This window comes from Paraburkholderia sediminicola, assembly GCF_046026675.1.
Lineage (GTDB): Bacteria > Pseudomonadota > Gammaproteobacteria > Burkholderiales > Burkholderiaceae > Paraburkholderia > Paraburkholderia sediminicola_F.
On record NZ_JAQQEY010000002.1, the window covers coordinates 3,272,706 to 3,297,438 of the forward strand.

Here is a 24,733-nt window from a genome sequence, read left to right on the forward strand (position 1 = left end):
TAATCGGGAGGCGTTTCACAATGTCTGACCAACGCGGTAGCCAATCTGTCACGATGCCTGGCCGAACCGGTAGTCAATCTGCATTGCGTCAAGTTGTGGCTTCAAGGCTTTTTCTCGGCGCAACGATTGCGATGTTTCTGTCGGGTCTCGGCGCGTCGGCGGCTGCACCGCAGATCGTGCTGTTTCTGGTGAAGGAACTCGGCGCCTCGCTGCCGTTGGCGGGATTCTATTACTTGACCAGTCTTGCAGCGCCAGTCGCGGGATATTTCGTCGGCCGCTACTCCGATCACACAGGGAATCGCCTCGGTCTTTTTCGCATGTGTGCTGTGGCGGGCTTTGTAGGCTGGGCGGGGCTGGCACTCTCTACTTCGGTCTGGATGCCCTTCATCATCGCTATCGCGCTGCTGGCTGTTTCCGGCGCTACCGCCTCGCAAATCTTTGCGGCTGTCCACGATGAACTCAGCGACAAGCCCGGCGACGCAAATGAAAGTGTCGTTGCCATCATCCGTATGGCGCTGACCGGCGGATGGATCGTCGGGCCAGTCCTGGGAGCGTGGGTGGCTGCTGCCTATGGCCTGCGTCCCATGCTTTGGATGACCGCCATCTGCATGCTTTTACAGATCGCACCTCTCGGAACGCTGAACCCAATCGTCAGGATCAAGCCGGAATCGGCGAGTGAGCCCGCGCGTCACTCCAGCCTACGCGCCATGCTTCCACTGCTGACATTCACAGCACTCTTCGTCCTGGTCTACGCAGGGGAGCCAGTGAAATATGGATTCCTGCTGATCTATATGGAAGAACACCTGAAGCTGAGTCCGGCCGTACGGGGAGCGGTCATCGGGATACAGCCGTTCATCGAGCTGCTCATCATGCCCTTCAGCATCGGCCTGGGCCGCAAGCTTGGCAACGTGTGGTTGATGTGTATCGCAGCCGCCATGGGAGTGTGTGCCAATCTTTGCTTTGCGCTCTGGTCGTCCGCGGCGGGCATGTTCGGCGGACAGATCCTCATGGGTGGCGTTTGGGGCATATTTATGGTTCTGGGCATCGTCGTCGCTCAACGGCTGCTTCCCAACGCGGTAGCGACGGCGTCGGCAATCTTCATGAGTTCGACGGCTCTCGCCTCGGCGTTAGGAGGCATCGCGGGCGGCTTCGGAGTCGCATTCCTGGGCTTTCCCAATGTATTCCTGCTGCCAGCGCTTTTCGCGGGTATTGCCGTTATTGGGCTGGCGTTGATGGCACGCACTGAAAGGTTCAAGGTGTATTGATCTTGGCCAGTGCCGTCGCTGCTGCAGCCTGACAGCCGAGCATATGCCGGCGAAGTCGTCGCCAATGAAGCTGACCTAATCCAGGATCACCTCACGTCAGGCCTTGATCGCTTGCATGACAATTTCGATCAGACAATTTTCGCAATCATGCACCGCAGTTGATGTTCACGACCGCCGGTTCCCTCAACTCGTACAGGTACGGTAGTCAGCAGTGCTCTCTGCCGGCGTATCAACCGTTCACGCGGCGGCCTTCAACCGGATAGTTCGGGTCCGTATAGCCGGCCGTCGATGCATGCCCGGCAGGCACCAGACCGTCGACAAACTCTTCGTCGTCCGGTCCCAGTTGCAGCGTCAACGCGTCCATGTAGCTGTCCCAGTGCGCTTCCGTGCGCGGCCCAGCGATAGCGGAACTCACAAGCTTGTTCCTGAGCACCCACGCAATGGCGAACGCTATCGAGGTGGTGCCGCGCTCAGCGGCGTATGCCGCGACCTTCTGTGCGATGGCGAGAGATTCCGGACGCCACTCGGTCTGCTGGATGCGCTTGTCACCGCGCGCAATGCGGGAGTCAGCAGGAGGCGCACCGTTGGGTGCATATTTGCCGGTCAATACACCTCTGGCGAGAGGGCTGTAGGGCACGACGCCAATGCCGTAGTGTCCAGCCGCGGGCATCAGCTCGACCTCGGCGGTACGGTCGACCATGTTGTAGACCGGTTCGATCGCAACGGGGCGATCGATGCCCAACTGATCGGCAAGGCGCACGATCTCCGCAATACGCCAGGCGCGGAAGTTGGACAGACCGAAGTAACGCACCTTACCCTGGCGAATGAGGTCGCCGATGGCACGAATCCCTTCCTCGAGCGGCGCGTCAACAAGCGACCGATGGAAGTAGAGAATGTCGATGTAGTCGGTGCCAAGGCGCTTCAGGCTGGCGTCGACCGTCTGGTAGATCCATTTGCGTGACTGGCCCTGTTCGTTTGGGCGGGCGGTAACTGAAGCCGGATAGCCGAACTTGGTTGCCACGACCCAATCATCCCGTCGATCCGCAATTGCCCGCCCGACGATTTCTTCAGATCGGCCAGCATGGTACACATCGGCCGTGTCGAGGAAATTGACGCCCTGGTCGAAAGCCTTGTCGATAATCCGGCGCGAGGTAGCTTCATCCGTTTCGCCGCCAAACATCATTGCACCCAGGCACAGGGGCGAAACCTTGAGGGCGCTGCGCCCCAGATATCGATAGTCCATTCTCATCATCTCCATGCAGGCCGCGCCTGCGGTTACCAGAACGTGCGCGCCGGAAAAGGCGCATCAGCGGGCGCTTTGATCGCCGTCTGTATGGAGGATGATAGGTCGATGGTATCTAGTGATAAAGCCAGTAAAACGGCAAAGTCCCATGAACTGTATTCATGAATCTCATTTCAGTTCCTGGGCTATTCCTTGCGATAACGGATTGCATCGATCACGACGGTCATCGCCCGCGAGAACTCACGTCGGGTCGCATAGCAGGCGTGCAGCCCTGGAAAGGTGGGGCACCATTCTTCCAATACCTTCACGAGGCGACCCGCTTCGACATGAGACTGGGCGAGGTCAGCCGGAATGTAAGCCAGGCCGTATCCCGACAACGCGGCAGCCAGCATCTGGTAGGTCCCGTTGAAAGCGAGTTGTCCGTCGACACGAACCTGCACCTCGCGACTGCCCTTCTTTAACTCCCATGAATAAAAGCCGCCCAGCGTCGGTAAACGAAGATTGATGCAGTTGTGCGCGGTCAGATCCTGGGGCTTCCTTGGCAACGCACGCGTCTTCAGGTACTCCGGCGCCCCAACGATTGCCATGCGCATTTCGGGCGCGAGGCGGACCGCGATCATGTCCCTGGCTACCTGATCGCCGTGGCGCACGCCGATGTCGTACCGATCGGCCACGATATCTGAGAGGCCGTAGTCGGTGATGATCTCCACCTTGAGGTCTGGATATTCATGCAGGACCGGCGATAACCTGGGCCACAGAACCGTTTCAGTCGCGTAATCGGTCGCGGTGATGCGGATCGTGCCCGCAGGTTTGTCCCGAAACTCAGTCACGGCCGCCAGTTCGGAATCGATCTCCTCAAAGCGGGGTGTGATGGTCCGAACGAGGCGTTCGCCAGCCTCCGTTGGCGCGACGCTGCGCGTGGTTCGGGTCAGGAGTCGCATTCCGAGCCGGGTTTCCAGTGCGCGGATGGTATGGCTCAAGGCTGATTGCGATACGCCGAGTTGCGCGGCGGCGCGCGTGAAGCTGCGCTCGCGCGCGACGGCGATCAGTGCAAGCAGGTCGTTGTAGCTTTCGCGGCGCATTGATGAACTCATTTCATAGGTGTTTGCCGATTCTACCGCCTAGTCGAGCATGACTGGGCACGTTAGATTTCAGATAGGGCGCACCGCCTGCTCATTCGGTCGCCCTTGTTGCGATCGGATGTCGGAGCAGAGTGCGCTTACGCGTCGTCTAACAACACCATGTAGATCGACTCATTTCAATGCGGTCAGGCGCTATCGAGGAAACTGCCAATGAGGATATTCGCTGTCGCGATGATGTCGCTTGCGCTCGGTACCGCGGCCTGTTCGCAGTTCGAAAGGAAAACTGATATGGAAAGCCTGAATCGTGCGTCCTCCATCAAACTGCTCATCGGAATGGACACCGTTTCACCAGCTCTTGAGCGCTATACGAACGATGTGGTGCTGGGCGACCTGTGGAAACGTCCGGAGTTGTCCACACGGGATCGCAGCGTGGTCACGCTCTCAGTATTGATTGCACGCAATCAGAGCGCGGAGTTGCCGTTCTATCTCGATCTCGCGCTCGAGAGCGGCCTCAAGCCCAGCGAGATTTCGGAAATCATCACGCATCTGGCTTTCTACTCCGGTTGGGCCAACGCGACCGCGGCTGTGAAGGTAACGAATGCCGTTTTCGAGAGACATGGGATTACGGCAGCGCAACTCCCGCCAGCAGCAGTTGGCCTTTTGCCTCTCGACAAGGCGGCCGAAGCCCAGCGCGAAAGCACAGTTCAGCAAAACTTCGGCGCCGTTTCGCCCGGGGTTGTTAAATTCACCCGAGATGCGCTGTTCAACGACCTGTGGCTGCGGCCTGGTCTTACGCCCCGCGACCGTAGTCTCGTCACGGTCAGCGCGTTGGTCGCCACTGGACAGGTCGCGCAACTGACCTATCACCTGAACCGGGCAATGGATAACGGACTGTCCAAGGCACAGGCGTCCGAAGTCATGACGCAACTGGCGTTCTATGCGGGCTGGCCGAACGTTTTTACGGCGCTTCCAGTCGTCAAGGACGTGCTTGAGAAGCGTCCCGGCTAATTCACTCCCAAGCGCCACAAGCGGGAAACCCGATGCCTGCTTGTCACGACGCCGCGCAGAAAATCTTTCAAAGCGTTTAGCCGGGTTACTCGTCGTGCGGCGGGACATTGATGAGCACAAACCACAACACTGCCAAAATGATAAAGAAGGGAATCGAATGCACTTTGAGTCTTCCGGTGGAGATGACTCAGAGGATAGCGATTACGGCTCCGGATAGGTGTTTCCGTCGGTTTCGCTGCCTTACGCTCCATGACTTTCTGGCCTGCACATACTCGAAACACAGCGCAGGGCACTTCATTTGTACTTGCGGTAATGGAGCGTAAGTTCGCATCCGCGGCGAAAACCTCAACGCTCAGCTCTTTTCTCCTTCCGTCACCGCCCGTCGATTTCCATCAGCTGTCAGTTGGCGCAGCGGCACGATGCTGCGATAGCGCTGTTCGAGCGCTGCCTGATCCAGTTTCCGAACCATGCCGCCTCGTTGTACGGTGTCGCAATGTCGCTGATACAGCTTGGCGAATCGCAGCGGGCACTCGAGGTGTTGGTGCATCTGTGCAAGATCCAGCCACAATCAGCCGAAGCGCATTACAACCGTGGAACGCTGCTCGGTACGATGGCACGCTATGAGGACGAACTGGATGCCTACCGGCAGGCGATCACGCTCAAGCCGCGTTTCGTACGCGCATACGTTAATCTCGGGGTCGCGTTGCGAGATCTCCGGCGCTTTGATGAGGCATTGCTTCAATTCAAGAAGGCGCTTTCGATCGATCCAAACGACGCCGGCGCACGCACCAATCGAGCTCAGACGAATTTGCTGCTCGGCGAATTCGAACACGGCTGGCGCGAATACGAATGGCGTTGGCGCGATGGCACCTGCAGCCACGGTTTTCCGCAGAACACCTTATGGACTGGCACCCAACCGATAGATGGCAAGAGAGTGCTCGTTCATCATGAGCAGGGGTTCGGCGACACGCTGCAATTCGTGCGCTTTGTGGATCGGCTCAGTGCAGCCGGCGCTCACGTCGTGCTGCGTGTTCAGGATGCCCTGTTGCCGCTCCTCCAGAATTATCGGGGGGCGGCCGAAGTCATCGGTGAGACAGGGCAAGTGCCACATTTCGACTATCACATTCCAACCCTGAGTCTGCCGTTTGCGCTCAAGGTTCGTGCACCCGATCTCGCGCTATCCGGTCCCTATGTGCAGGCAGACGGTGCGCTTGCCCCTCAATGGGCCGATCTTTTTACAGGCTCCGTTCGACGGCCGAGCATTGGGATCGTGTGGTCAGGAAGCCGTACGCATCTGAATGATCACAATCGGTCCATTTCGCTTGAGCAACTGAAGCCGGTGTTCGATGCCGACGCGGATTTCTTCGCGCTGCAAGCGGATGTACGCGACAGTGATCGCGCGTGCCTCGCGCAACTCGAGCAGCGCGGGGTGCTGCGCGATGTTTCCGGGCGGCTCACCACGTTCGCTGAAACTGCTGCGCTGATCGCTCGCCTCGACCTCGTCGTCAGCGTCGACACAGCGGTGGCGCATTTGGCCGGGACGCTTGGGAAACCCGTATGGATTGCTTTGCCGTTCATGCCGGACTGGAGATGGCAACTCGACCGAAGCGATAGTCCCTGGTACGCAAAGGCGCGGTTGTTTCGACAAACGACGCGAGGCGATTGGACTGACGTAGTTGCTACACTTCGCACAGAGATCGACGCATTGCGGGGCGCCTGAATGGCAACCCACCCGACAGAGAACGTCGCGTCTAACGGACTTCACTCTGAACCGGCTCCGCGCGATCGTACGGGCGCATTCGCCTCGAACTTGGCGCAATGCGTCGAGAAAAACGTGCGGACGTTGCGAACGTTCGATGAGCTCGTGAACAGACGGCGAGCGAGTTCATCGTAAGCAGCCATGTCCATGACATCTGCGACCGCGATAAAGTCCGGCCCTGGTGACACGCGATAACACTGCGTGACGGCCGGCTCCGCACAGATATACGACTCGAAACGCTGATGGTCTTCCGCCGTTTGCCGGTCGAGACTCACCTCGATGATCGCGGTCAGCGTCGGGCCGAGTTTCGAGTGATCGAGGATCGCAATCTCGCGCTTGATCACGCCGCTGTCCCGAAGCCGGTTCACGCGACGCAGACACGTCGGCGGGGACGTATGCGCGCGTTCCGCGAGTTCGAGCGAAGTCATCGCGCATCTGATCGACTATCTGTACGACGGCGATCTATTCGACGCGGTACGTGAAACAGTCGCGCACGGCTGCGCGGCAGCTACGCCATTGCGGTGATTTGCCGTGACGAGCCGCATCGGCTGGTGGGTGCGCGCGATGGCATGCCGCTCGTGATCGGCATCGGTGAAGGTGAGAACTTCCTCGCGTCTGACGCGATTGCGCTGTCGGGGGTGGCGCAAGTGCGCGGCCGTCTGTCCGAGGACGACGAAGGAACCCATCTGCGTGCGCTGCGTCATCTGCCTGATGCGATGAGCAAAGTGCTCGCGCTCGAACCGCCGATATCGAGGTGATCCGGCTTACCGAATACTATGGCTTGCTCTCACCCATCCTGCACACGATCCCAATGCAACTGCTCGCCGTTCACACGGCTCTCGCGCGCGGCACGGATATCGACAAGCCGCGAAATCTCGCGAAGTCTGTGACTGTTGAGTAATCGACACGCCAGCGTTGAGCACATCGCCAATCGGAGCTTACGCGTCGACCTATTCGCAGTCGGGCCGGAGCATCACGGTAACGCGAAGCCTCGATATCACCACCGATGCTCCCATCGTGGACGCAGCGCAACATCTGGAGTTAAAAAAGATGGCAGCAGCGGTCAAGCGGGATCTAGCTGCCCAGATTCTCTACTGATATCGACACGACGATCTTCGCCCTGTCGGTTAGCAGCCTGTTTGTTACTGCGGTTTGTTAGCTCAAGCCATCGACCACTATTGCTGCGTGAGCATCAGGTCCAGGTTCTGAACCGCAGCGCCGGATGCGCCTTTGCCAAGATTATCGAAAACCGCGGACAGCAGGACGTGCCCGTGTTCCACGTTAGAAAATACGCTTAAGCGCATGTCGTTCGTACCGTTCAGCACTTGCGGATCCAGGTGCTTCAAGACGCACGATTCGTGCAGCGGCAAAACACGTACGTGGGCCGCCTCGGCATAGTGGCGTGCGAGGCACGCGTGTAACGTGGCACCATCCACGTCGGGTGCCAGCAGCCTCAGCTCCAGGGGCACCGTCAGCACGATGCCCTGGCGGAACGCACCATACGCAGGAACGAAGATGGGACGCTGGGCGAGCCCGGCGTGCTGCTGGATTTCCGGGGTGTGCTTGTGCGCGAGTTCCAGACCATATACCTGGTACGAAGGCGCGTTGACGGCACCCTGCCCCTCATGTTCCTCCACGCCGGCACGCCCGCGTCCGGAGTAGCCGGACACCGCATGAATACTGACAGGGTAGTCGCCTGGTATGAGCCCAGCCTGCAACAGGGGACGCAGCAAGCCAATTGCACCGGTCGGATAGCAACCGGGATTGGTGACCCGACGTGCGTTCGCAATGCGCTCAGCCTGTTCCAGCGTCATTTCCGGAAAGCCGTATGTCCAGTCCGGCTGTGTGCGGTGTGCGGAACTTGCGTCGATTACTCTGACCGCAGGATTAACAATGGCGTCCACTGCCTCGCGCGCGGCGGCATCAGGCAAACAGAGAATGGCGATGTCGCAGGCGTTGATGGCTTCTGCCCGACGCCGCGGATCCTTGCGTTCCGCAGCGGCAAGCGTGAACAGTCTGATGTCGGTCCGGTCTCGCAGCCGTTCGTGGATTTGCAACCCGGTGGTGCCTTGGTCGCCGTCGATGAAAACAACGGGAGAGCTCATACGTGGAATACTCCGCTGACTGTGGGTTGTAACAAGTAGAGTCCCTATCTTCCACGGACCGCTAGAATAGAGAAAGTTGAATTTCATAACGTGAATATTCAGTTTTTCTGAATCTGGACGCCGACATGAGAGAGATCAGTCTGGACCGCTTGCGCACTCTGGTCGCCATTACCGACCGTGGCTCATTTGCCGACGCGGCGCGTGCATTGCACCTGGCGCCGCCAACGGTCAGCCTCCACATCGCTGAACTCGAAGAGCGCATCGGGGCTCCACTCCTGTCCCGGAAGCGCGGACATGTCAGGCCGTCGGCGATAGGAGAGGTGCTGGTGGAGCGCGCGCGTCGACTGCTGGCCGATGCGGAGCAGGCGTTAGACGATATTCAACGCCAGGTGCAGGGGCTCGAAGGGCGCGCGCGGCTCGGTGCGTCGACTGGCGCGATCGCGCACCTGTTGCCGCAAGCGCTCGAGGTGCTGCGCCAGCACCATCCCGCTATCGACATTCAGATTGCAGTACTCACTTCGCATGAAACGCTGTCCCGACTGGCGGATGGAACGCTGGATGTTGGGCTGGTCGCACTGCCTCAGCCCCCGGTGGCTGGACTCGTGATAAAGCCTTGGCGCCGCGATCCCGTGATGGCGTTTGTGCCGGCGCATTGGCGGTGTCCGGCCCGCGTCACGCCTGAATGGCTCGCCGCCCAACCTCTTATTCTCAATGACGCGACCACGCGTCTCTCGCGTCTGACCACGGAGTGGTTCGCGGCCGCGGGGCACCATCCTGCGCCGCGCATTCAGCTCAACTACAACGACGCGATCAAGAGTCTGGTGGCGGCAGGTTACGGCGCAGCGCTGTTGCCCCATGAGGCCACTACACCCCTACCCGACAGGCGCATTGTCATGCGTCCGCTACGCCCGGCGTTGTGGCGTCGGCTCGGCATTGCACATCGTGCGGGATACGTTGAGCGGTCCACGCAACACGTACTTGATGTGTTGTGGGATCTGCGATTAGCGTAGACGTTGCCATTTATTCGGTATCGACCGTCGGTTTGGTGACAATCGGACCGACGACGGCGCTCCGGTAGACTGCAACTCTCGCCCACCCTCGCCGGGGCACGCGTTGTCGGAACCTTGTGTGCACAAATAATGCTCGTACCGGCTGCGCTCATTATCGTGCGCGTCGCGGAGCTGATTTAGAGCGGAATGTACCAATCTGGAATGCTGTGATCGACCGCTCATGGAGATACCAAGACCGCTCCTTGCGTTGAGCCTGGAGCTGACCTTCATCATGCGGTCGGTGACTGACCAGCGACGAAAACCGCCAATTGAGCTGCGAAAGCACGTTTGTAGGCGGGCCGCGCTTCACCGCGGGCGACATAGGCGGAGAGGTTCGGATATTCGTCCAGCAGACCTGATGCTTTCAACCTGAGTAGCACCGACACCATAATCAGATCGCCCACGCTGAAAGCACCATCGAGCCAGTCGGCGTCGCCAAGGCGATCGGAAAGCTCGCCCAGCCTGTCACGGATGCGATCCTCGACGATAGGCAGGCGCTGCGCGTACCAGGTCTTGTCCCCCTCGAGGAACCTGGTGGTTTGGAGATCGAGGATCGGCGGCTCAACCGTGTTGAGCGCGGCAAACATCCATGTGATCGCGCGTGCCCGGGCATTCGCATCGTCAGGTAGCAGGCCTGCGTGGCGCTCTGCGATATGGAACACGATCGCCCCCGATTCGAACAGGACAAGAGCGCCTTCTTCATAGGTCGGGATCTGCCCAAAAGGATGAAGCGCTCGATGCACGGGTTCCTTCATTGCACCGAACGAAACAAGACGAACTTCGTAAGCCTGGCCGACTTCTTCAAGCGCCCAGCGAACACGCGTGTCACGCGCCAGTCCCCTGCCGCGATCGGGCGACCGTTCAAAGGCGGTGATAACGGGGGTCAGTGGAGGGGCCACGGTGATTTCTCCTTTGCTGGATATCTCGTTGAGTACCGGATACGCAACCTAAGCGCTCACCTACTCGACGTTCGAGATAATGCTAAATCGACATCCATGAATTAATTTTTTCAGGGATCGGATAAATCTGTGTCCCGAACGAAAAATCATCCAGGCAAAAGATCGGCCTTAGATCAAATTAGACGACCCAATCGCAGACGTTGGTGGCCGGCAGTCTCAGTCCGCTTTTACTGTATCGAGAAACGCTCGCAGTTCGCGCTGCATAGTCGGAGCATCCAGAATGGTACTTCCGCCATGTCCCGCGAACACGCCACTGAAGCTTTCGTGAATGAGTCGCTCGAGGGAGCGAAGTTGGGTGGACCAGTCGTACCAGCAGGCGTCTCGAAAGGCATGCAGAGCGTGCCTGCGGAAATCCCAACTCAGTGAGTCTCCAGAGAAAAGGGCGTGGTTGATGAGGAACATGACGCTTCCCCGAGTATGTCCCGCCATCGGAATGACCCGAACACCCGGCAACATCTCATGCGCCAGATCACCCGTGATGACGTCGGTGACGAACGGAGCGCCATCGGCGTCGTTTGCATGGATCCAGACGCGGGCGCCAAAGCGCTTCGCATAGATGCCCGCGTCCGCGACATCGTCGCGGTGGGTCAGCAGGATATGATCCAATCCTCCGGCTTCCGCAATCCAGCGCTCGAGGTGGCCGGACCAGCGCGGCCCGTCGATCATCAGACGCAGGCCGCCTGCAAACGTGATGTAACTGTGAGCGCCGTACGAAGAGCGGGCGTTATACCCGAGCCTCCACACGCCGGGGGCCAAGGCTTGCGGGAAGAGGCCTGTCGGCATCTTCAAACCTTTTGGCGGCCGAACGGCAGCCGCCGGACAGACGAGGACGCCTCGCCACGCATCTTCTGTGTCCTGTTCACTGGCAGGCTGATGAGCAAACGCCGAAGCGCCGTTTCGCTCGATGAACAGATTGGGAGCGGCCGTTCGAACCGCGCCGCAGTTGAAGCAAGCTGCGCTTACGTGCCAATGATCGTCGACGTCACCTTTGTCCTCCGTCATAGCGCGCTCCCGGTTGATGTTGGGCAGACGGTTCAAAGATAGCATCTTTGCGCGATTGAGTTTGGGTCGACAGCGGGCGGAGTGATAGTGGGTGCAGGCATAGCCCGGATGCAAAGTTGCGCTGACGCACAAGCTTATCGGTGCGTTGCTTCATTGATCGGCTCGATCCTCCGCTCCCGGCCTGCGGACGGCAGACGAGGCGCCCAAATCGCTCCTGCTCCCCAAATATCGGCCTATCCCTCGTTGGCCAACCTTGACCGGATCTCGGCGGCCGAGAGGTCGCGGTGATGTGTGGCAATTTGCCATGTGTTTCCCCACGGATCTCTTACCATCGCTCGCCTGTCGCCGTATGGCGTGTCGATCGGAACTTCGAGCGAGATCGCATTCGCCGCGATCGCTCGCTGAAAGGTCGAATCGGCGTCCTCAACGTAGACATACAGAAATGCCGGCATCGGATCGCGAAGGCCGTCTCCGCCGCTAATCATCACGACGGAATCGCCGATCATGATTTCGGCAGGCAGCCCGTGACGGAATTCGCCCTCTGCCTGAAACACCATTTTGATGAACATGATCAGGTTTTCCGGATCCCGCACGACGATTCGTGGCGTGACGGTATGCCATCCATCAGGCTGAAATTTAGCCATGTTGCGCAGCCTCGGAAGAGATTCGAAAGGGCATTGTCCTCCGGGCGCCGGATGTCCGCAAAGGGGCGGGAGCGGGCGGACAGGCAGTGGATGAGCGCTGTCTCATTGGCCGGCTCGATCTACCGTTGCCGGCCAGGAACAGTCTGTCCGTCAAACAACATGTATTACCGATGCAGTGGTGCAAACGGGCCCTCAATTGCGATTTGATCCGAGCTGGAACATTCATTGCGTAATGTTGGAAAGTCTGCACTGAACCGGAGGAGCACATGAGGAAACGCGACATCATTGCCATCGGAGGGTCACTGGGTGGGCTTGACGCGTTGCGCCGGGTGGTCGGCGCGTTGCCTGCAGACTTTCCTGCAGTATTGCTGGCCGTGCTACACACCGGTCCAACGAGTCCTCGGCTGCTTGCCCAGATCGTCGGATCGTCAACGCCTCTCAAGGTGGCCTACGCTGAGAACGACGACGAAGTGCAGCCGGGGCGGCTCCTTATCGCTCCGCCTGACTGCCATATGACGGTTCGGCCACCGGGCGTAGTAAGTCTCGATAGTGGTCCAAAGGTTCGTCATGCACGCCCGGCGGTGGACCGGTTGTTCGAATCAGTAGCGCATACTTACGGACCGCGCTCAATTGGAATAGTGTTGTCCGGCGGGGATCACGACGGCACCGACGGCCTCGACGCAATCAAGGCTGCTGGCGGCCTGGCTATCGTTCAAGACCCACGCGATGCGTACGACCCTCAAATGCCGTTCAGTGCCGTTCGAGGTGATCATCCTAATTTCATCGCACCGGTCGATGAAATAGGGCCGCTGCTCAAAAGGCTCGTTCTGGCCGAGCAATAACGCGACATCTCATCAACAAGAGATCGGACCGGGTTCCGAATGCCGGAAGGCCACAGACAGACTGCATCAAAGCCGCAAGCCGTGGAATCGAAGGTGTCGGTTGCGCAGTCCGGGGGCACCGCAGCAATGCGCTCTCCCTGAATGGACTTTCACCGCTCGGCATCTGTCACCAATTTGCGTGTAACATAAGTGCGCTGATCGCCTCGCTGCACCTTTTACCCAGTGGAGACGCATATGCGACTTGCGGACTTTATCGCGCGAGACGAGGAGCCCATTCTGGCGCAGTGGGAGGCGTTCGCCGCCACGCTCCTGCCAGCGGCGGCAAGCATGGAGTCATCCGGGTTGCGCGACCACGCGCAGCAGATCCTGCATGCCGTGGCAAAAGATTTGCGGACTTCGCAAACCAGGGAAGCCCAACGCGAAAAATCGATGGGGCGGACCCCCAAGCTGATCGATGCGACCGAAACAGCCGCGCAAACTCATGCCCTTCTGAGAGCAAAAGCCGGCTTCAATATCAACCAGCTCGCCGCCGAATATCGCGCGCTGCGTGCAAGCGTACTTCGTTTGTGGGCGGACGATTGTGAGCCCGAAGCGCCTGATCTGGACGACATCATTCGTTTCAATGAAGCGATCGACCAGGCCCTTGCCGAATCGGTCACCTTTTTCAGCAGGCAGATCGAACAGAACCGGAACCTCCTGCTTGGCATGCTGGGACACGACATGCGTAGCCCTCTCCAGGCGATCCAGGTGACTGCATCTTATCTGTCGGCACTGAATGCCGGGGACCAGGTTTCAGGAGCCGCCGCTCGTCTGATACGTAGTGGGGCCCGGATGCAAGCACTGCTGGATGACTTGAGCGATTTCAACCGGAGCAAGCTGGGCTTGGGCATTAACGTCGTGCCCAAGGATGTCAATCTGGCGGACGTGCTTGCCGACGAACTGGACGAATTGCGTGCGGTTCATCCCAACAGGTTGCTTGAATTGCACGTGAGTGGCGAACCACGGGGAGTCTGGGATGGTCAGCGCCTGCAGCAATTGCTTCAAAATCTTGTACTCAATGCCATCAAGTACGGGGCGCAGGACACGCCTGTCCGAGTGGAGGTGACGGGCGATGCAACGCATGTCCGTATCGAAGTGAGAAACTGCGGACCTGCCATCGAGCGAACAACGCTGGCATGCATTTTCGATCCGCTTACGCGGGGGCCGGAACATCAGAGCAAATATGACAGGACGGGAAACCTGGGACTGGGTCTGTATATTGCGAGCGAAATCGCCAAGGCCCATCACGGTACGATCGAAGCGCGGTCCGACGAAACGGAAACCTCGTTCTCAGTGTCACTCCCGCGTGCGGACGGAACCGCAACTGGGCGCTGACGGTCCGTGGCCGCGCGGAGGGAGCGCCCTACTCATGTTGTATCGCGCGCAATTTTTAGCAGGTCCATTTCGCCACTCCGACTATCTCGCCGTTCCGCACTTCGGGCGCGCGTGCTGGCATCAATAAGGTTGCATTTTCTGGCCGGCAGCAACCTTTTACCGGTCACTCGAACGGCCAGACTCCGGAACTCCCACGACGGTGGCTGTCCAGCAAATGCGTATCGACCATCCCTACTGCTTCCATAAGCGCGTGCATCGTCGTGGGACCGACGAACGAGAAACCTTTTTTACGAAGTGCCTTGCTCAGCGCGACCGACTCCTCGGAGACGGTGGGAACTTCGTCAATCGTTCGGGGACAAGGCGTGCTCGCCGGCTGAAATGACCAGATAAACCTGGCGAGCCCCCCGTCCTGGCGCAGTTCGATCGTCGCGGTCGCGTTTTTTATCGTCGCCAGTATCTTGGCGCGATTGCGGATGATGCCGGAATCGGCGAGAAGACGCTGTACGTGCTGCTCGTCGAAGCGCGCGACTGTGTCGGGGTCGAAGTCGCAGAATGCGGCACGAAATGCGTCTCTCTTCCTGAGAATCGTCGCCCACGACAACCCTGACTGGAACGCCTCCAGCGAAAGTCTTTCAAACAATCCTCTTTCGTCTCGTACCGGCATCCCCCATTCAGTGTCGTAGTAGGTGCGCAGCATCGCGTCAACCGCTGCCCACGGAGGCCGGGCCAGACCGTCATCTCCGATAACAACACTTCGCGCAGGCGCTGGCGAATTGTTCACCTCGTTCCGTGCGGTCCTGCGAGCCGATTTCGCCGTCGCAACCAATTCAATTCTCCATTCCCCAGGTTCCACCGCAAGCCAGAGAGATCACGCGCGGCGTCTGAACCATCCGGTGAGCGACAGGCGGTCGCGCGTCGCGGGCAATACCTCGTGCAACATATCGGCGGATAGAAACACCGCGATCCGGCTGCCAAGCGGAGCGATGTCCCGCATGCCCAAGCCCTCTGGATGCAGTCGCAATGCACCCCCATGCTCGGGCAGCCAGTCTGCATTCAGATAGACGACGCACGACACCGTGCGGCTGTCGTCGTGGCGAAACTGATCGCGGTGTTGCAGATACGAAGCACCTGGCGTATAGAGCGCGAAATGGCTTTCGTATTCTTCGAGCCCCAGAAAAAGCGTGTGATTCAACGTGATACGCAGCGCTTCCATAATCGCGAGGTACCGGTCGCAGGCTTCGGATTGGCCCGCTTCCAGCCACTGGATCCGGTCGTCGCGAATGTTGGGTTGAAGCGAACGCGCCGCGCCCTGGCTGACACGCGCCAGTGTGAGCATCCCGGCTGCTGCAAGCGTCGTACATTCCAGCGCTAGCGCACGCGTCAGATCCGGTGGAAAAAAATTGTCCTGTTCTGACCAGCCATGGAGATGAAGGTCATCCACGATTCGTCGATGCCCTTCGTCTCCGGGCACATCGGAGCGCGCCGGTGAGTATGATCGGTTCACTGCCTGTTCCTTCGAACGAAGGTGCTGGTTGGGAATTCGAACTGTCGTCCGAGAGATACGCGGTTAGTCAACCGCAATCACGATCGATTCTTCGTGCGCCGACGTCCCGCACGACTTCATTCGATGTATGGATGATTCTGGCGTTGCGTCCACTGGAGCGTGAGTTCAAGCGCTGTGAGCCGGTCCAGTTCTGTGCGCCCGGCTGCTGTAAGTATTGCGATATCAACGGGTGGACTATACGCGTCCGCACGAGCAGAATTGGCCGCGAGATAACGCGATGTTCGTTCTGGTTGGCGCACCCAGTCGATAAGGCCCAGCACGTGCAGCACATCGAGCACGACCGGATGCCGGCCGCGCACGATCTGGCGATGCAGCGTCTGGCGTAATCCTTCGAGTACGTCGGCATGCGACATGCGGCGAGCGTCGGTGGTTCGCATCGCGACGTCTACTTCTTAACCTTGTCGACCTTGTTCACCGCGTCCTTGAACGCCTTCCCGGCAGTGAATTTCACGGTTTTTGCGGCTGCGATTTTGATCTCTTCCCCTGTCCTCGGGTTGCGTCCGGTCCGTGCCACGCGGGAGCCGGTACTGAAGCTACCAAATCCGACTAGTTGCACAGTGTTGCCCTCAACGAGCGATTTCGTGATGATCCCAAGCAACGCGTCGAGTTGCTCGCTGGTGATTACCTTCGTCTGTCCGGTCTTGCCGGCAATCGCGTCGACCAGTTCCTGTTTATTCATGTTTCTCGCTCTAGAAAGGACGAACTGCTATTCGGTGGTCTTCCTGGCTGCCAGATGGTGCCATACACCCTATATTCGGCCCGGCGCAGGCGGACGCTACAAGGACGTGCTGCCTCCGATTGAAACAGCACCCCACTATACCGTATGGCGACAACAGGACGAGGCCGGGTGAAAACGCATGCCGAATGCGGTGATTCCAAAAATCGCCCCTTCGGATCGCGCCGTACCGGCTTGGCAGCAACTCGCCTTCGGCGCCTGGCTGCCGGCAATACAGAGGGAAGGGCCTATGCCATAAGCCCCTTGTCTGCGTTTGGCCCATCCGTTGGATATCGCGCCTTGAGGGCGCCCCCTAGACTGGTCTCGTCCCGGGTGGTCCGGGGTGCATTGGGTCGCATGTCGCCCAATGCTTCACGTATGTCGACTGAGGCCCATATCATGTCAGAAATCCAACTCTTCGCATCGCGCAACGACTACTACAGCTCGCAAACCGAGGCCGGCGACCGCAGAATTCTTCGCCGTTATGGCTGGTGCGTGGCGGCCAGCGTGCTGTGGACGAAGAACGCGCTCGACCCTGCTGTCGCGCCTAAGGACTCCAATCCGGACAAGCTGCGCACAGGCATCTTGCAAGTGAAGTACCGCTGGAACGTGGGAACCGAACGGGAGGCAACGCTGAACCTCCTGCAGCAGGCAGAACTGCAGGGTGCTCAGGTGGGCGATCAGGTGTCGCTCACGGCATTGTTCGGAATCCTCTTCGCCACACCAGGCGTGTACCTGATCGCAAACGATACCCACATGATGGCGGTGGACACGCGCGCGGGGCGGCTGCACTTCTATGACATCGAGGAGGGTCTGTTCCAGTATGCCAGCACGGCTGAATTGGAGCAGAGCATACGCGCACGCTATCAGGATCCGCGCTGGGACGTTTACAGCGTCGCGAGTCACTGAGTCGCCGGGAAACTTAAGCGGCCGTCACCCTTGGGCCGGCCTCCGCACCTGCCTCAAACTTTTGTGGCCCATGTGCGATCCGGGAGCATGCGAATGATCGCTGTCATCGCGCGGAACGGTCGTTAAGGTGATACGCGTTCGAGTGACCGGATCGGGTCGCGTCCTGCCGATCGTCAGTTTGCGAGTTTCAGATTACTTATGCCTGTTGCATGAGGCATACTCCCAGCCAGTTTCGGTCGTGCGTCGACATGTAACTTGCGGCTTTAGCCTCTCTTGCCAACTGCATCGCATTTAAACTGTCGTGTGAGATAGTCAAACCTCACTGAGTGGAGCCTATGGCCACAAGAAATCCAGCACACGTGGCGCACTGCCAATGTGGCGCGGTCGAGATCAGCGCCTGGGGTCAGCCCATTATGGTCAATGCGTGCTACTGCGACGACTGCCAGACGGCATCCCAGCGTCTCGCCGCATCCGCCAATTCAGGGCGAGCGTCCAGCGTCGACGGCGGCACGGAATTCATGGTGTTCCGCCGCGATCGCATTGCCTGCACGCGGGGCGCAGACCGACTCCAGGCGATGAGACTGAGCGCCCCCTCGAAGACCAGACGAATGATCGCGAGTTGCTGCACAACACCGATGTACATGGCCTTTGACGACAAGCGGCCCTGGGTGTCAGCGTTCCGCGCGCCTTTCGGAGCGGATGCGCCGCCGGTGGAAATGCGGATCTGCACCCGGTTCAAACGCTCGGAAGTGGAGACCGCAGACGGCTTGCCCAGCCATCCCGGATACCCTCCCGCAATGATGGTCCGGATTCTGGCCGTCTGGCCGTTCATGCTGTTCAGCAGGCCGGTCGGCGCTTTGCCGTAGCGCGATTGTTCGATGCCATTGGATGCGCCAATGGCCGCATCAACGGAACATCCTTCCCCTCGCCCTACTCCCCTTATCCTTTCGGCCAAATCAAACATTTAGCCTACAAGGTTGAAGTCAACCTCGGTGGCCTCCCTTATAATTACCATGTCGTCGGGAAACGCCCGGTGACCAGGTTTAGCAGCCTGTTGTCGAAAACCGCACACCCGCCCAGGCGGGCGTGCGTCTACCTCTGCACGTCTATATTTCTATGGGCGGGCCGTGGTGGGGAGCCGCAAGGCTCGCCGGTTTGTTTTCGACCCGGTCTGCTAACCTGCTACGTGCCCGCTCACCCCCTTCCCAAGCGAGTGTCGGGCGATCCAGGAAGTAACAGGGAGATCGCACCATGAGCAAGTTCAACAAAAATCGACCCGCTTCACGCCCGCCTGTCGACGCACTCCAGTACGAAAAGCTTGCCCTGTCGGCATTCGACTTATGCGACCGGCACCTGGCTCAACTGGATACCTTGATCACACTTGCGTCCTCGATATGTAGGAATCCTTCCCTCACGCTTGAGGAAAGACGACGTCGTCAGACACTTCTTGAATTGCTGGTGGACACGGCTGAGCAATATCAGCAGGAACTCGAATGCGACCGCGAGTTGTACAAGGTGATTGCGCTCGATGCGAAGGGCGTTCCGCAAAGCCGCATCACCGCACGCCACGCAGCGAACCTGCTTGCAGAAGAGGTGGCGCAGCGAGCAGGAGCAGCCATCGCCACCGCAGACGCGCGACAGCGCAAAAGCCCATCATCGGAAAGCGCCGCGGCATTAAAAGTCGACGCTGCGCAGCAACCGGTAGTCGCGCCAAACTAGGTAGTTGCAATGATGCCGGGCTGCCAATCGTTAACTCATTCCCCCGGCACCCTCACCCACCCCTCCATCAACACTCGCGCGCTCCGGCTCATGATTGCTTTGGTGACCGTCCACTCGCCGCCTTCCTCCCGAGCTTCGGCCCCCACTCGCAGCGTCCCCGACGGATGCCCGAATCGCACCGCGTCCCGCGCGCCGCCGCCGGCAGCAAGATTCACCAACGTCCCTGAAATCGCGGCCGCCGTACCAATCGCAACCGCAGCCGTCCCCATCATCGCGTGATGCAACTTACCCATCGACATCGCCCGCGCCAGCAGATCGACGTCGCTCGCAGCCACCCGCTTACCGCTGGAAGCTACGTAGTCGGCAGGCTTCGCGACAAACGCAACCTTCGGCGTATGCTGCCGCGTCGCGATCTCATCGATGTCCTTGATCAGCCCCATACGCACCGCACCATGCGCGCGAATGGTTTCGAACATCGCGAGCGCCTTCTCGTCGCTATTGATAGCGTCCTGTAGTTCGGTGCCCTTATAACCGATCGCTTCCGCGTCCACGAAAATGGTCGGGATACCGGCATTGATCATCGTCGCCTTCAGCGTGCCGACACCCGGCACTTCGAGGTCGTCGACCAGATTCCCCGTCGGGAACATCGCGCCGCCGGCGCCCTCCTCTTCGGCAGCCGGGTCCATAAACTCAAGCAGAACTTCAGCAGCCGGAAACGTCACGCCATCGAGTTCAAAGTCGCCTGTTTCCTGCACTGCGCCATCGGTCATAGGCACATGCCCGATGATCGTCTTACCGATATTCGCCTGCCAGATGCGCACAATGGCCACACCGTTCTGCGGAATCCGGCTCGCGTCGACGAGACCCGCGCTAATCGCAAACGGCCCCACCGCAGCAGAGAGATTCCCGCAATTGCCGCTCCAATCGACAAATGCCTTATCGATGGAAACCTGCCCGAACAGATAGTCCACGTCATGATCCGGCTTGCTGCTCTTCGCGATGATGACCGTCTTGCTCGTGCTGGAAGTCGCGCCGCCCATACCGTCGATCTGCTTGCCATACGGGTCCGGGCTGCCAATCACACGCATCAGCAGTGCATCACGCGCCGCGCCCGGCACCTGGGCCGCCTCCGGCAAATCCTGTAGCCGAAAGAACACGCCTTTGCTGGTGCCGCCGCGCATGTACGTCGCCGGAATCTTGATCTGAGGTTTGTGAGCCATGAAAGTAGTGTCCTGATGAGAGAAGCTCAAAAGCCTTAAGCCGCAGCCTTGGTCGATTCAAGAAAGTCCTGCGCGAAGCGTTGCAACACACCGCCGGCTTCATAGATCGACACCTCTTCCGCCGTATCCAGGCGGCACGTCACCGGCACTTCGACGCGCTCACCGCTCTTACGATTAATCACGAGCGTGAGATCGGCGCGCGGTTTGCGTTCGCCGATCACGTCGAAGGTTTCGGTACCGTCGATCGCCAGCGTAAGACGATTCACACCAGGCTTGAATTCCAGCGGCAACACACCCATGCCCACCAGATTCGTGCGGTGAATCCGCTCGAACCCTTCCGCAACAATCGCTTCCGCACCGGCAAGACGCACACCCTTCGCCGCCCAGTCGCGCGACGAACCCTGACCGTAGTCGGCCCCGGCAATCACGATCAGCGGCTGCTTGCGCTCCATGTAGGTTTCGATTGCTTCCCACATGCGCGTCACCTTGCCCTCAGGCTCGACGCGCGTCAACGAACCCGCCTTCACCTTGCCGTCTTCCAGCACCATCTCGTTCTTCAGCGTCGGATTCGCGAAGGTGGCACGCTGCGCGGTCAGGTGATCACCACGGTGGGTTGCGTACGAATTGAAGTCCTCTTCCGGCAAGCCCATTTTGGCGAGGTACTCACCGGATGCACTGTTCGCCATGATCGCGTTCGACGGCGACAGATGGTCGGTCGTGATGTTGTCGCCCAGTACAGCCAGCGGACGCATGCCCGTCAGCGTGCGCTCACCGGCAAGCGCGCCTTCCCAATACGGCGGACGGCGGATATACGTGCTCATCGGACGCCAGTCGTACAGCGGATCAGCCTTCTCACCGGTATCGACAGAGACGGCGAACATCGGCTCGTACACTTTGCGGAACTGCTCCGGCTTCACGCTCGAAGCGACGATCGCGTCGATCTCTTCATCCGACGGCCAGATGTCTTTCAGCTTGATCTCGTTGCCGTCAGCGTCGACGCCCAGCACATCCTTCTCGATGTCGAAGCGGATCGTACCGGCAATCGCATAGGCCACCACCAGCGGCGGCGAAGCGAGGAAGGCCTGCTTCGCATACGGATGAATACGGCCGTCGAAGTTACGGTTCCCGGACAGCACCGCCGTCGCATACAAATCGCGATCGACGATTTCCTTCTGAATCACCGGATCCAACGCCCCCGACATGCCGTTGCACGACGTGCACGCATACGCGACCACGCCGAAGCCCAGTTGCTCCAGTTCCGGCAACAGGCCCGCCTCTTCCAGATACAGCGTGACCGCCTTCGACCCTGGCGCGAGCGAAGTCTTCGCCCACGGTTTGCGGATCAGTCCGCGTTGATTGGCGTTACGCGCCAGCAAACCAGCAGCGATCATGTTGCGCGGGTTGTTGGTGTTCGTGCAGCTCGTAATCGCAGCGATGATCACCGCGCCATCGGGCATCAGCCCCGGCTCGTTCTCCACCTTGCCGCTGATGCCGCGCGCGGCCAGTTCGGAAACCGGCAAACGACGATGCGGATTCGACGGACCCGCCAGCGTGCGCACCACGGTAGACAGATCGAACTTCAGCACGCGCTCATACTCGGCGTGCTTCAGCGTATCGCCCCACAGGCCGGTTTCCTTCGCGTAGGTCTCGACCAGTTTGACGAGTTCATCGTCGCGGCCGGTGAGCTTGAGGTACTTGATGGTCTGCTCGTCGATGTAGAACATCGCCGCCGTCGCACCGAATTCGGGCGCCATGTTGGCGATGGTCGCGCGATCGCCAAGCGTCAGGTTGGCCGTGCCTGCTCCGTAGAACTCGAGGTACGCACCGACCACTTTTTCTTTGCGCAGGAATTCGGTCAGCGAGAGCACGACGTCGGTCGCGGTGATGCCCTCAGCCGGCTTGCCCGTAAGCTCCACACCGACGATATCCGGCAGGCGCATATAAGACGCGCGGCCCAGCATCACGCTTTCCGCTTCAAGACCGCCCACGCCGATCGCGATCACACCGAGCGCATCCACCATCGGCGTATGCGAGTCGGTACCGACCAGCGTATCGGGGAAGGCCACGCCGTCTTTCACCTGCACCACCGGGCTCATGCGCTCGAGGTTGATCTGATGCAGGATGCCGTTGCCCGGCGGAATCACGTCGACGTTCTTGAATGCGCGCTTGGTCCAGTTGATGAAGTCGAAGCGATCTTCATTGCGGCGATCTTCAATCGCGCGGTTCTTCGCGAACGCATCCGGATCGAAACCGCCGCACTCGACGGCGAGCGAGTGATCCACTACGAGCTGCGTCGGCACGACCGGGTTGACCATCGCGGGATCGCCGCCTTGTGCCGCGATCGCATCGCGCAGGCCGGCAAGGTCGACCAGAGCGGTCTGGCCGAGAATGTCATGACACACCACGCGCGCCGGGAACCACGGAAAATCCAGCTCGCGCTTGCGTTCGATGATCTGCTTGAGCGACGCAGTCAGCGTTACCGGATCGCAGCGGCGCACGAGGTTTTCGGCCAGCACGCGCGAGGTGTACGGCAGCTTGTCGTAGGCGCCGGGCTGGATTGCATCGACGGCGGCACGCGTGTCGAAGAAATCCAGTTGGGTGCCGGGAAGGCGTTTGCGGTTGGCAGTATTCATGGCGTAGGGGACAAAACAATAGTGATCCGGGGACAATGGCGGCAGCCGTGCTTCACAATCCGCTGCCCCTCTTTCAGACGGCGCTTCGCTTGTGCATCAATCAGACAGTCTGTGTAGTTTAGCTCGCGGCGGCGCGGCGGCTTACTGGGTGTTTCGTTGATGCGCCGCACAACGTACCGCACGCCGCCCCGCAAAAAAACAGCCTTGGCTCGGGGGTTCCAGCGAGCCAAGGCCCAAACTTCATTACGTCGCGCTCATGAGACGCAATGGAGGAGAAACGCTTGCGGCTTTGCGCTTACACGCTTAGACGCTTAGACGCTTAGACGCGTTTGGCTAGCGGCACGAACGGCAGATCGTCCGGACCGGTGTAATTTGCACTCGGACGAATGATCTTGTTGTCGATCCGCTGCTCGATGATGTGCGCGCTCCAGCCTGCCGTACGGGCGATCACGAACAGCGGCGTGAACATCGCCGTCGGCACGCCCATCATGTGATACGAAACCGCGCTGAACCAGTCGAGATTCGGGAACATCTTCTTCGCGTCCGCCATCACCGACTCCAGACGTTCGGCGATGCTGAAGAGCTTGTTGTTACCCGCTTCCTTCGACAGCTTCTTCGCGATTTCCTTGATGACCTTATTGCGCGGGTCGGAGATCGTGTACACCGGGTGACCGAAACCGATCACCACTTCCTTGTTTTCGACACGCTTGCGGATATCGGCTTCGGCCTCATCCGGCGTCTGATAGCGCGACTGGATCTCGAACGCGACTTCGTTCGCGCCACCGTGCTTCGGGCCGCGCAGTGCGCCGATTGCACCGGTAATCGCCGAGTAGATATCCGAACCCGTGCCCGCGATCACGCGGCCAGTGAACGTCGACGCGTTGAATTCATGCTCGGCGTACAGGTTCAGCGACACATGCATCGCGTCAACCCACGCCTTCGACGGCTCCACGCCGTGCAGCAGGTGCAGGAAGTGGCCGCCAATCGAGTCGTCGTCGGTTTCGACTTCGATGCGCTTGCCGTTATGCGAGTAGTGGTACCAGTACAGCAGCATCGAACCGAGCGAGGCCATCAGCTTGTCGGCGATGTCGCGTGCGCCCGGCAGGTTGTGGTCGTCTTTCTCGGGCAGCACGGTGCCGAGTACCGACACGCCGGTGCGCATCACATCCATCGGGTGAGCGGCGGCCGGAATCCATTCCAGCGCGGCTTTGACGTTCGCGGGCAAACCGCGCAGCGCCTTGAGTTTCGTCTTGTAGGCGGTGAGTTCAGCCTGCGTCGGCAGCTTTTCGTGGACCAGCAGATACGCGATTTCCTCGAATTCGCATGCACCGGCGATGTCGAGAATGTCGTAGCCGCGGTAATGCAGGTCGTTGCCGGTCTTGCCGACCGTGCACAGTGCAGTATTGCCAGCCGTCACGCCGGACAGGGCGACGGATTTCTTCGGTTTGAAGGCGCCTGCGTTCGGCGTGCTGTTATCGGCTTCACTCATAATTTCGTCTCCAACTGCGGGGTTGCGTTCGTGCGGCAATCAGCGCGCCGAGCTTGTCTTTCGGGGGTTTCGATGCGGTAACCGGTGAAAACGGTGGCTATAACGCAAAGAATGGGCCATGCGGAACACCCGCCGCTAAGTACCTGATTTAA

The 24,733-nt window shown here is 59.7% G+C and carries 23 protein-coding genes and 2 pseudogenes; 11 read left to right on the plus strand and 14 right to left on the minus strand.

The annotated features are described in order from the left end of the window. Positions 1-20: 20 nt before the first annotated feature. Complete coding sequence (locus PQQ86_RS34355; RefSeq protein ID WP_408277442.1) at positions 21-1,265, plus strand: MFS transporter; 1,245 nt, start codon at positions 21-23, stop codon at positions 1,263-1,265. A 229-nt stretch (positions 1,266-1,494) separates the two neighbouring features. Here PQQ86_RS34355 and PQQ86_RS34360 read toward each other — a convergent pair whose 3' ends face one another. Further along, positions 1,495-2,508: an aldo/keto reductase gene (locus PQQ86_RS34360; RefSeq protein ID WP_408277446.1), complete on the minus strand. Its 1,014-nt coding sequence runs from the start codon at positions 2,506-2,508 to the stop codon at positions 1,495-1,497. 185 nt (positions 2,509-2,693) lie between these two features. Next, positions 2,694-3,590: a LysR family transcriptional regulator gene (locus PQQ86_RS34365; protein ID WP_408277449.1), complete on the minus strand. Its 897-nt coding sequence runs from the start codon at positions 3,588-3,590 to the stop codon at positions 2,694-2,696. Between the two features lie 210 nt (positions 3,591-3,800). Here PQQ86_RS34365 and PQQ86_RS34370 point away from each other — a divergent pair, with 210 nt between their 5' ends. Next, positions 3,801-4,598 (plus strand): carboxymuconolactone decarboxylase family protein, encoded by a 798-nt coding sequence (locus PQQ86_RS34370; protein ID WP_408277452.1) that lies wholly within the window; start codon positions 3,801-3,803, stop codon positions 4,596-4,598. A 451-nt stretch (positions 4,599-5,049) separates the two neighbouring features. After that, complete coding sequence (locus tag PQQ86_RS34375; protein WP_408279427.1) at positions 5,050-6,318, plus strand: tetratricopeptide repeat protein; 1,269 nt, start codon at positions 5,050-5,052, stop codon at positions 6,316-6,318. A gap of 41 nt (positions 6,319-6,359) precedes the next feature. Here the strand turns inward: PQQ86_RS34375 and PQQ86_RS34380 are convergent, their stop codons facing one another. Then, positions 6,360-6,797, minus strand: coding sequence for an Lrp/AsnC family transcriptional regulator (locus tag PQQ86_RS34380; protein WP_408279428.1), 438 nt, complete (start codon positions 6,795-6,797; stop codon positions 6,360-6,362). Between PQQ86_RS34380 and PQQ86_RS34385 the strand changes: the two are divergent. After that, positions 6,763-7,031: pseudogene (locus PQQ86_RS34385) on the plus strand (glutamine--fructose-6-phosphate transaminase (isomerizing)); the annotation flags it as partial. The gene PQQ86_RS34380 and the pseudogene PQQ86_RS34385 overlap by 35 nt on opposite strands. Positions 7,032-7,532: 501 nt before the next feature. Here PQQ86_RS34385 and argC read toward each other — a convergent pair. Beyond that, positions 7,533-8,462, minus strand: coding sequence for an N-acetyl-gamma-glutamyl-phosphate reductase (gene argC, locus PQQ86_RS34390; RefSeq protein WP_408277455.1), 930 nt, complete (start codon positions 8,460-8,462; stop codon positions 7,533-7,535). Between the two features lie 125 nt (positions 8,463-8,587). Between argC and PQQ86_RS34395 the strand changes: the two genes are divergently transcribed. Both PQQ86_RS34395 and PQQ86_RS34400 read left to right on the plus strand, forming a co-directional pair. Next, on the plus strand, positions 8,588-9,472 hold the full coding sequence (locus tag PQQ86_RS34395; protein ID WP_408277458.1) for a LysR family transcriptional regulator: 885 nt from the start codon (positions 8,588-8,590) through the stop codon (positions 9,470-9,472). An 84-nt stretch (positions 9,473-9,556) separates the two neighbouring features. Further along, a pseudogene (locus PQQ86_RS34400) lies at positions 9,557-9,652 on the plus strand (DUF2837 domain-containing protein); the annotation flags it as partial. 89 nt (positions 9,653-9,741) lie between these two features. Here PQQ86_RS34400 and PQQ86_RS34405 read toward each other — a convergent pair. The 3 genes from PQQ86_RS34405 to PQQ86_RS34415 form a co-directional block, all read right to left on the minus strand. Beyond that, on the minus strand, positions 9,742-10,398 hold the full coding sequence (locus PQQ86_RS34405; RefSeq protein ID WP_494478233.1) for a glutathione S-transferase N-terminal domain-containing protein: 657 nt from the start codon (positions 10,396-10,398) through the stop codon (positions 9,742-9,744). A 228-nt stretch (positions 10,399-10,626) separates the two neighbouring features. Then, positions 10,627-11,472, minus strand: a complete 846-nt coding sequence (locus tag PQQ86_RS34410) for an MBL fold metallo-hydrolase (RefSeq protein ID WP_408277463.1) — start codon at positions 11,470-11,472, stop codon at positions 10,627-10,629. A 233-nt stretch (positions 11,473-11,705) separates the two neighbouring features. Next, positions 11,706-12,116: a VOC family protein gene (locus PQQ86_RS34415; protein WP_408277466.1), complete on the minus strand. Its 411-nt coding sequence runs from the start codon at positions 12,114-12,116 to the stop codon at positions 11,706-11,708. Positions 12,117-12,382: 266 nt separating this feature from the next. On the opposite strand from PQQ86_RS34415, the gene PQQ86_RS34420 reads away from it, so the two are divergent. Together PQQ86_RS34420 and PQQ86_RS34425 are read left to right on the plus strand one after the other, a co-directional pair. After that, on the plus strand, positions 12,383-12,958 hold the full coding sequence (locus PQQ86_RS34420) for a chemotaxis protein CheB (protein ID WP_408277469.1): 576 nt from the start codon (positions 12,383-12,385) through the stop codon (positions 12,956-12,958). A 234-nt stretch (positions 12,959-13,192) separates the two neighbouring features. After that, complete coding sequence (locus PQQ86_RS34425) at positions 13,193-14,332, plus strand: ATP-binding protein (protein WP_408277472.1); 1,140 nt, start codon at positions 13,193-13,195, stop codon at positions 14,330-14,332. A gap of 163 nt (positions 14,333-14,495) precedes the next feature. On the opposite strand, the gene PQQ86_RS34430 is transcribed toward PQQ86_RS34425, so the two are convergent. The 4 genes from PQQ86_RS34430 to PQQ86_RS34445 all read right to left on the minus strand — a co-directional run bounded on the left by PQQ86_RS34430 (position 14,496) and on the right by PQQ86_RS34445 (position 16,575). Further along, entirely contained in the window at positions 14,496-15,113 is a 618-nt protein-coding gene (locus PQQ86_RS34430; protein WP_408277475.1) for a DNA-3-methyladenine glycosylase I, read from the minus strand. Between the two features lie 87 nt (positions 15,114-15,200). Then, positions 15,201-15,773 (minus strand): 2OG-Fe(II) oxygenase, encoded by a 573-nt coding sequence (locus tag PQQ86_RS34435; RefSeq protein ID WP_408277478.1) that lies wholly within the window; start codon positions 15,771-15,773, stop codon positions 15,201-15,203. A 179-nt stretch (positions 15,774-15,952) separates the two neighbouring features. Then, positions 15,953-16,273 carry a hypothetical protein gene (locus PQQ86_RS34440; protein WP_408277480.1) on the minus strand — a complete coding sequence of 107 codons (321 nt, stop codon included), beginning with the start codon at positions 16,271-16,273 and terminating at the stop codon, positions 15,953-15,955. An 8-nt stretch (positions 16,274-16,281) separates the two neighbouring features. Then, positions 16,282-16,575 carry an HU family DNA-binding protein gene (locus PQQ86_RS34445; protein ID WP_408277483.1) on the minus strand — a complete coding sequence of 98 codons (294 nt, stop codon included), beginning with the start codon at positions 16,573-16,575 and terminating at the stop codon, positions 16,282-16,284. 435 nt (positions 16,576-17,010) lie between these two features. Here PQQ86_RS34445 and PQQ86_RS34450 point away from each other — a divergent pair, with 435 nt between their 5' ends. The 3 genes from PQQ86_RS34450 to PQQ86_RS34460 all read left to right on the plus strand — a co-directional run bounded on the left by PQQ86_RS34450 (position 17,011) and on the right by PQQ86_RS34460 (position 19,239). Continuing rightward, positions 17,011-17,520: a hypothetical protein gene (locus PQQ86_RS34450; protein WP_408277486.1), complete on the plus strand. Its 510-nt coding sequence runs from the start codon at positions 17,011-17,013 to the stop codon at positions 17,518-17,520. 413 nt (positions 17,521-17,933) lie between these two features. Beyond that, on the plus strand, positions 17,934-18,386 hold the full coding sequence (locus PQQ86_RS34455) for a GFA family protein (RefSeq protein ID WP_408279429.1): 453 nt from the start codon (positions 17,934-17,936) through the stop codon (positions 18,384-18,386). A 385-nt stretch (positions 18,387-18,771) separates the two neighbouring features. Then, positions 18,772-19,239: a hypothetical protein gene (locus PQQ86_RS34460; RefSeq protein ID WP_408277488.1), complete on the plus strand. Its 468-nt coding sequence runs from the start codon at positions 18,772-18,774 to the stop codon at positions 19,237-19,239. Positions 19,240-19,274: 35 nt separating this feature from the next. Here the strand turns inward: PQQ86_RS34460 and prpF are convergent, their stop codons facing one another. The 3 genes from prpF to prpC all read right to left on the minus strand — a co-directional run bounded on the left by prpF (position 19,275) and on the right by prpC (position 24,581). Beyond that, positions 19,275-20,459 (minus strand): 2-methylaconitate cis-trans isomerase PrpF, encoded by a 1,185-nt coding sequence (prpF, locus tag PQQ86_RS34465; RefSeq protein WP_408277490.1) that lies wholly within the window; start codon positions 20,457-20,459, stop codon positions 19,275-19,277. Positions 20,460-20,494: 35 nt separating this feature from the next. Continuing rightward, positions 20,495-23,092, minus strand: coding sequence for a Fe/S-dependent 2-methylisocitrate dehydratase AcnD (gene acnD / locus PQQ86_RS34470; RefSeq protein WP_408277493.1), 2,598 nt, complete (start codon positions 23,090-23,092; stop codon positions 20,495-20,497). Positions 23,093-23,411: 319 nt separating this feature from the next. Continuing rightward, positions 23,412-24,581 (minus strand): bifunctional 2-methylcitrate synthase/citrate synthase, encoded by a 1,170-nt coding sequence (prpC, locus tag PQQ86_RS34475; RefSeq protein WP_408277495.1) that lies wholly within the window; start codon positions 24,579-24,581, stop codon positions 23,412-23,414. Positions 24,582-24,733 lie beyond the last annotated feature (152 nt).

Bases quoted from the DNA above. Each gene is read 5' to 3' on its own strand.
- PQQ86_RS34370 (WP_408277452.1), top strand. From the start codon at position 3,801: ATGAGGATATTCGCTGTCGCGATGATGTCGCTTGCGCTCGGTACCGCG.
- prpC (WP_408277495.1), bottom strand. From the start codon at position 24,581: ATGAGTGAAGCCGATAACAGCACGCCGAACGCAGGCGCCTTCAAACCG.
- argC (WP_408277455.1), bottom strand. From the start codon at position 8,462: ATGAGCTCTCCCGTTGTTTTCATCGACGGCGACCAAGGCACCACCGGG.
- PQQ86_RS34450 (WP_408277486.1), top strand. From the start codon at position 17,011: ATGTCAGAAATCCAACTCTTCGCATCGCGCAACGACTACTACAGCTCG.
- PQQ86_RS34455 (WP_408279429.1), top strand. From the start codon at position 17,934: ATGGTCAATGCGTGCTACTGCGACGACTGCCAGACGGCATCCCAGCGT.
- PQQ86_RS34355 (WP_408277442.1), top strand. From the start codon at position 21: ATGTCTGACCAACGCGGTAGCCAATCTGTCACGATGCCTGGCCGAACC.
- PQQ86_RS34425 (WP_408277472.1), top strand. From the start codon at position 13,193: ATGCGACTTGCGGACTTTATCGCGCGAGACGAGGAGCCCATTCTGGCG.
- PQQ86_RS34445 (WP_408277483.1), bottom strand. From the start codon at position 16,575: ATGAATAAACAGGAACTGGTCGACGCGATTGCCGGCAAGACCGGACAG.
- PQQ86_RS34420 (WP_408277469.1), top strand. From the start codon at position 12,383: ATGAGGAAACGCGACATCATTGCCATCGGAGGGTCACTGGGTGGGCTT.
- PQQ86_RS34440 (WP_408277480.1), bottom strand. From the start codon at position 16,273: ATGCGAACCACCGACGCTCGCCGCATGTCGCATGCCGACGTACTCGAA.
- PQQ86_RS34410 (WP_408277463.1), bottom strand. From the start codon at position 11,472: ATGACGGAGGACAAAGGTGACGTCGACGATCATTGGCACGTAAGCGCA.
- PQQ86_RS34360 (WP_408277446.1), bottom strand. From the start codon at position 2,508: ATGGACTATCGATATCTGGGGCGCAGCGCCCTCAAGGTTTCGCCCCTG.
- PQQ86_RS34415 (WP_408277466.1), bottom strand. From the start codon at position 12,116: ATGGCTAAATTTCAGCCTGATGGATGGCATACCGTCACGCCACGAATC.
- PQQ86_RS34395 (WP_408277458.1), top strand. From the start codon at position 8,588: ATGAGAGAGATCAGTCTGGACCGCTTGCGCACTCTGGTCGCCATTACC.
- PQQ86_RS34365 (WP_408277449.1), bottom strand. From the start codon at position 3,590: ATGCGCCGCGAAAGCTACAACGACCTGCTTGCACTGATCGCCGTCGCG.
- PQQ86_RS34460 (WP_408277488.1), top strand. From the start codon at position 18,772: ATGAGCAAGTTCAACAAAAATCGACCCGCTTCACGCCCGCCTGTCGAC.
- prpF (WP_408277490.1), bottom strand. From the start codon at position 20,459: ATGGCTCACAAACCTCAGATCAAGATTCCGGCGACGTACATGCGCGGC.
- acnD (WP_408277493.1), bottom strand. From the start codon at position 23,092: ATGAATACTGCCAACCGCAAACGCCTTCCCGGCACCCAACTGGATTTC.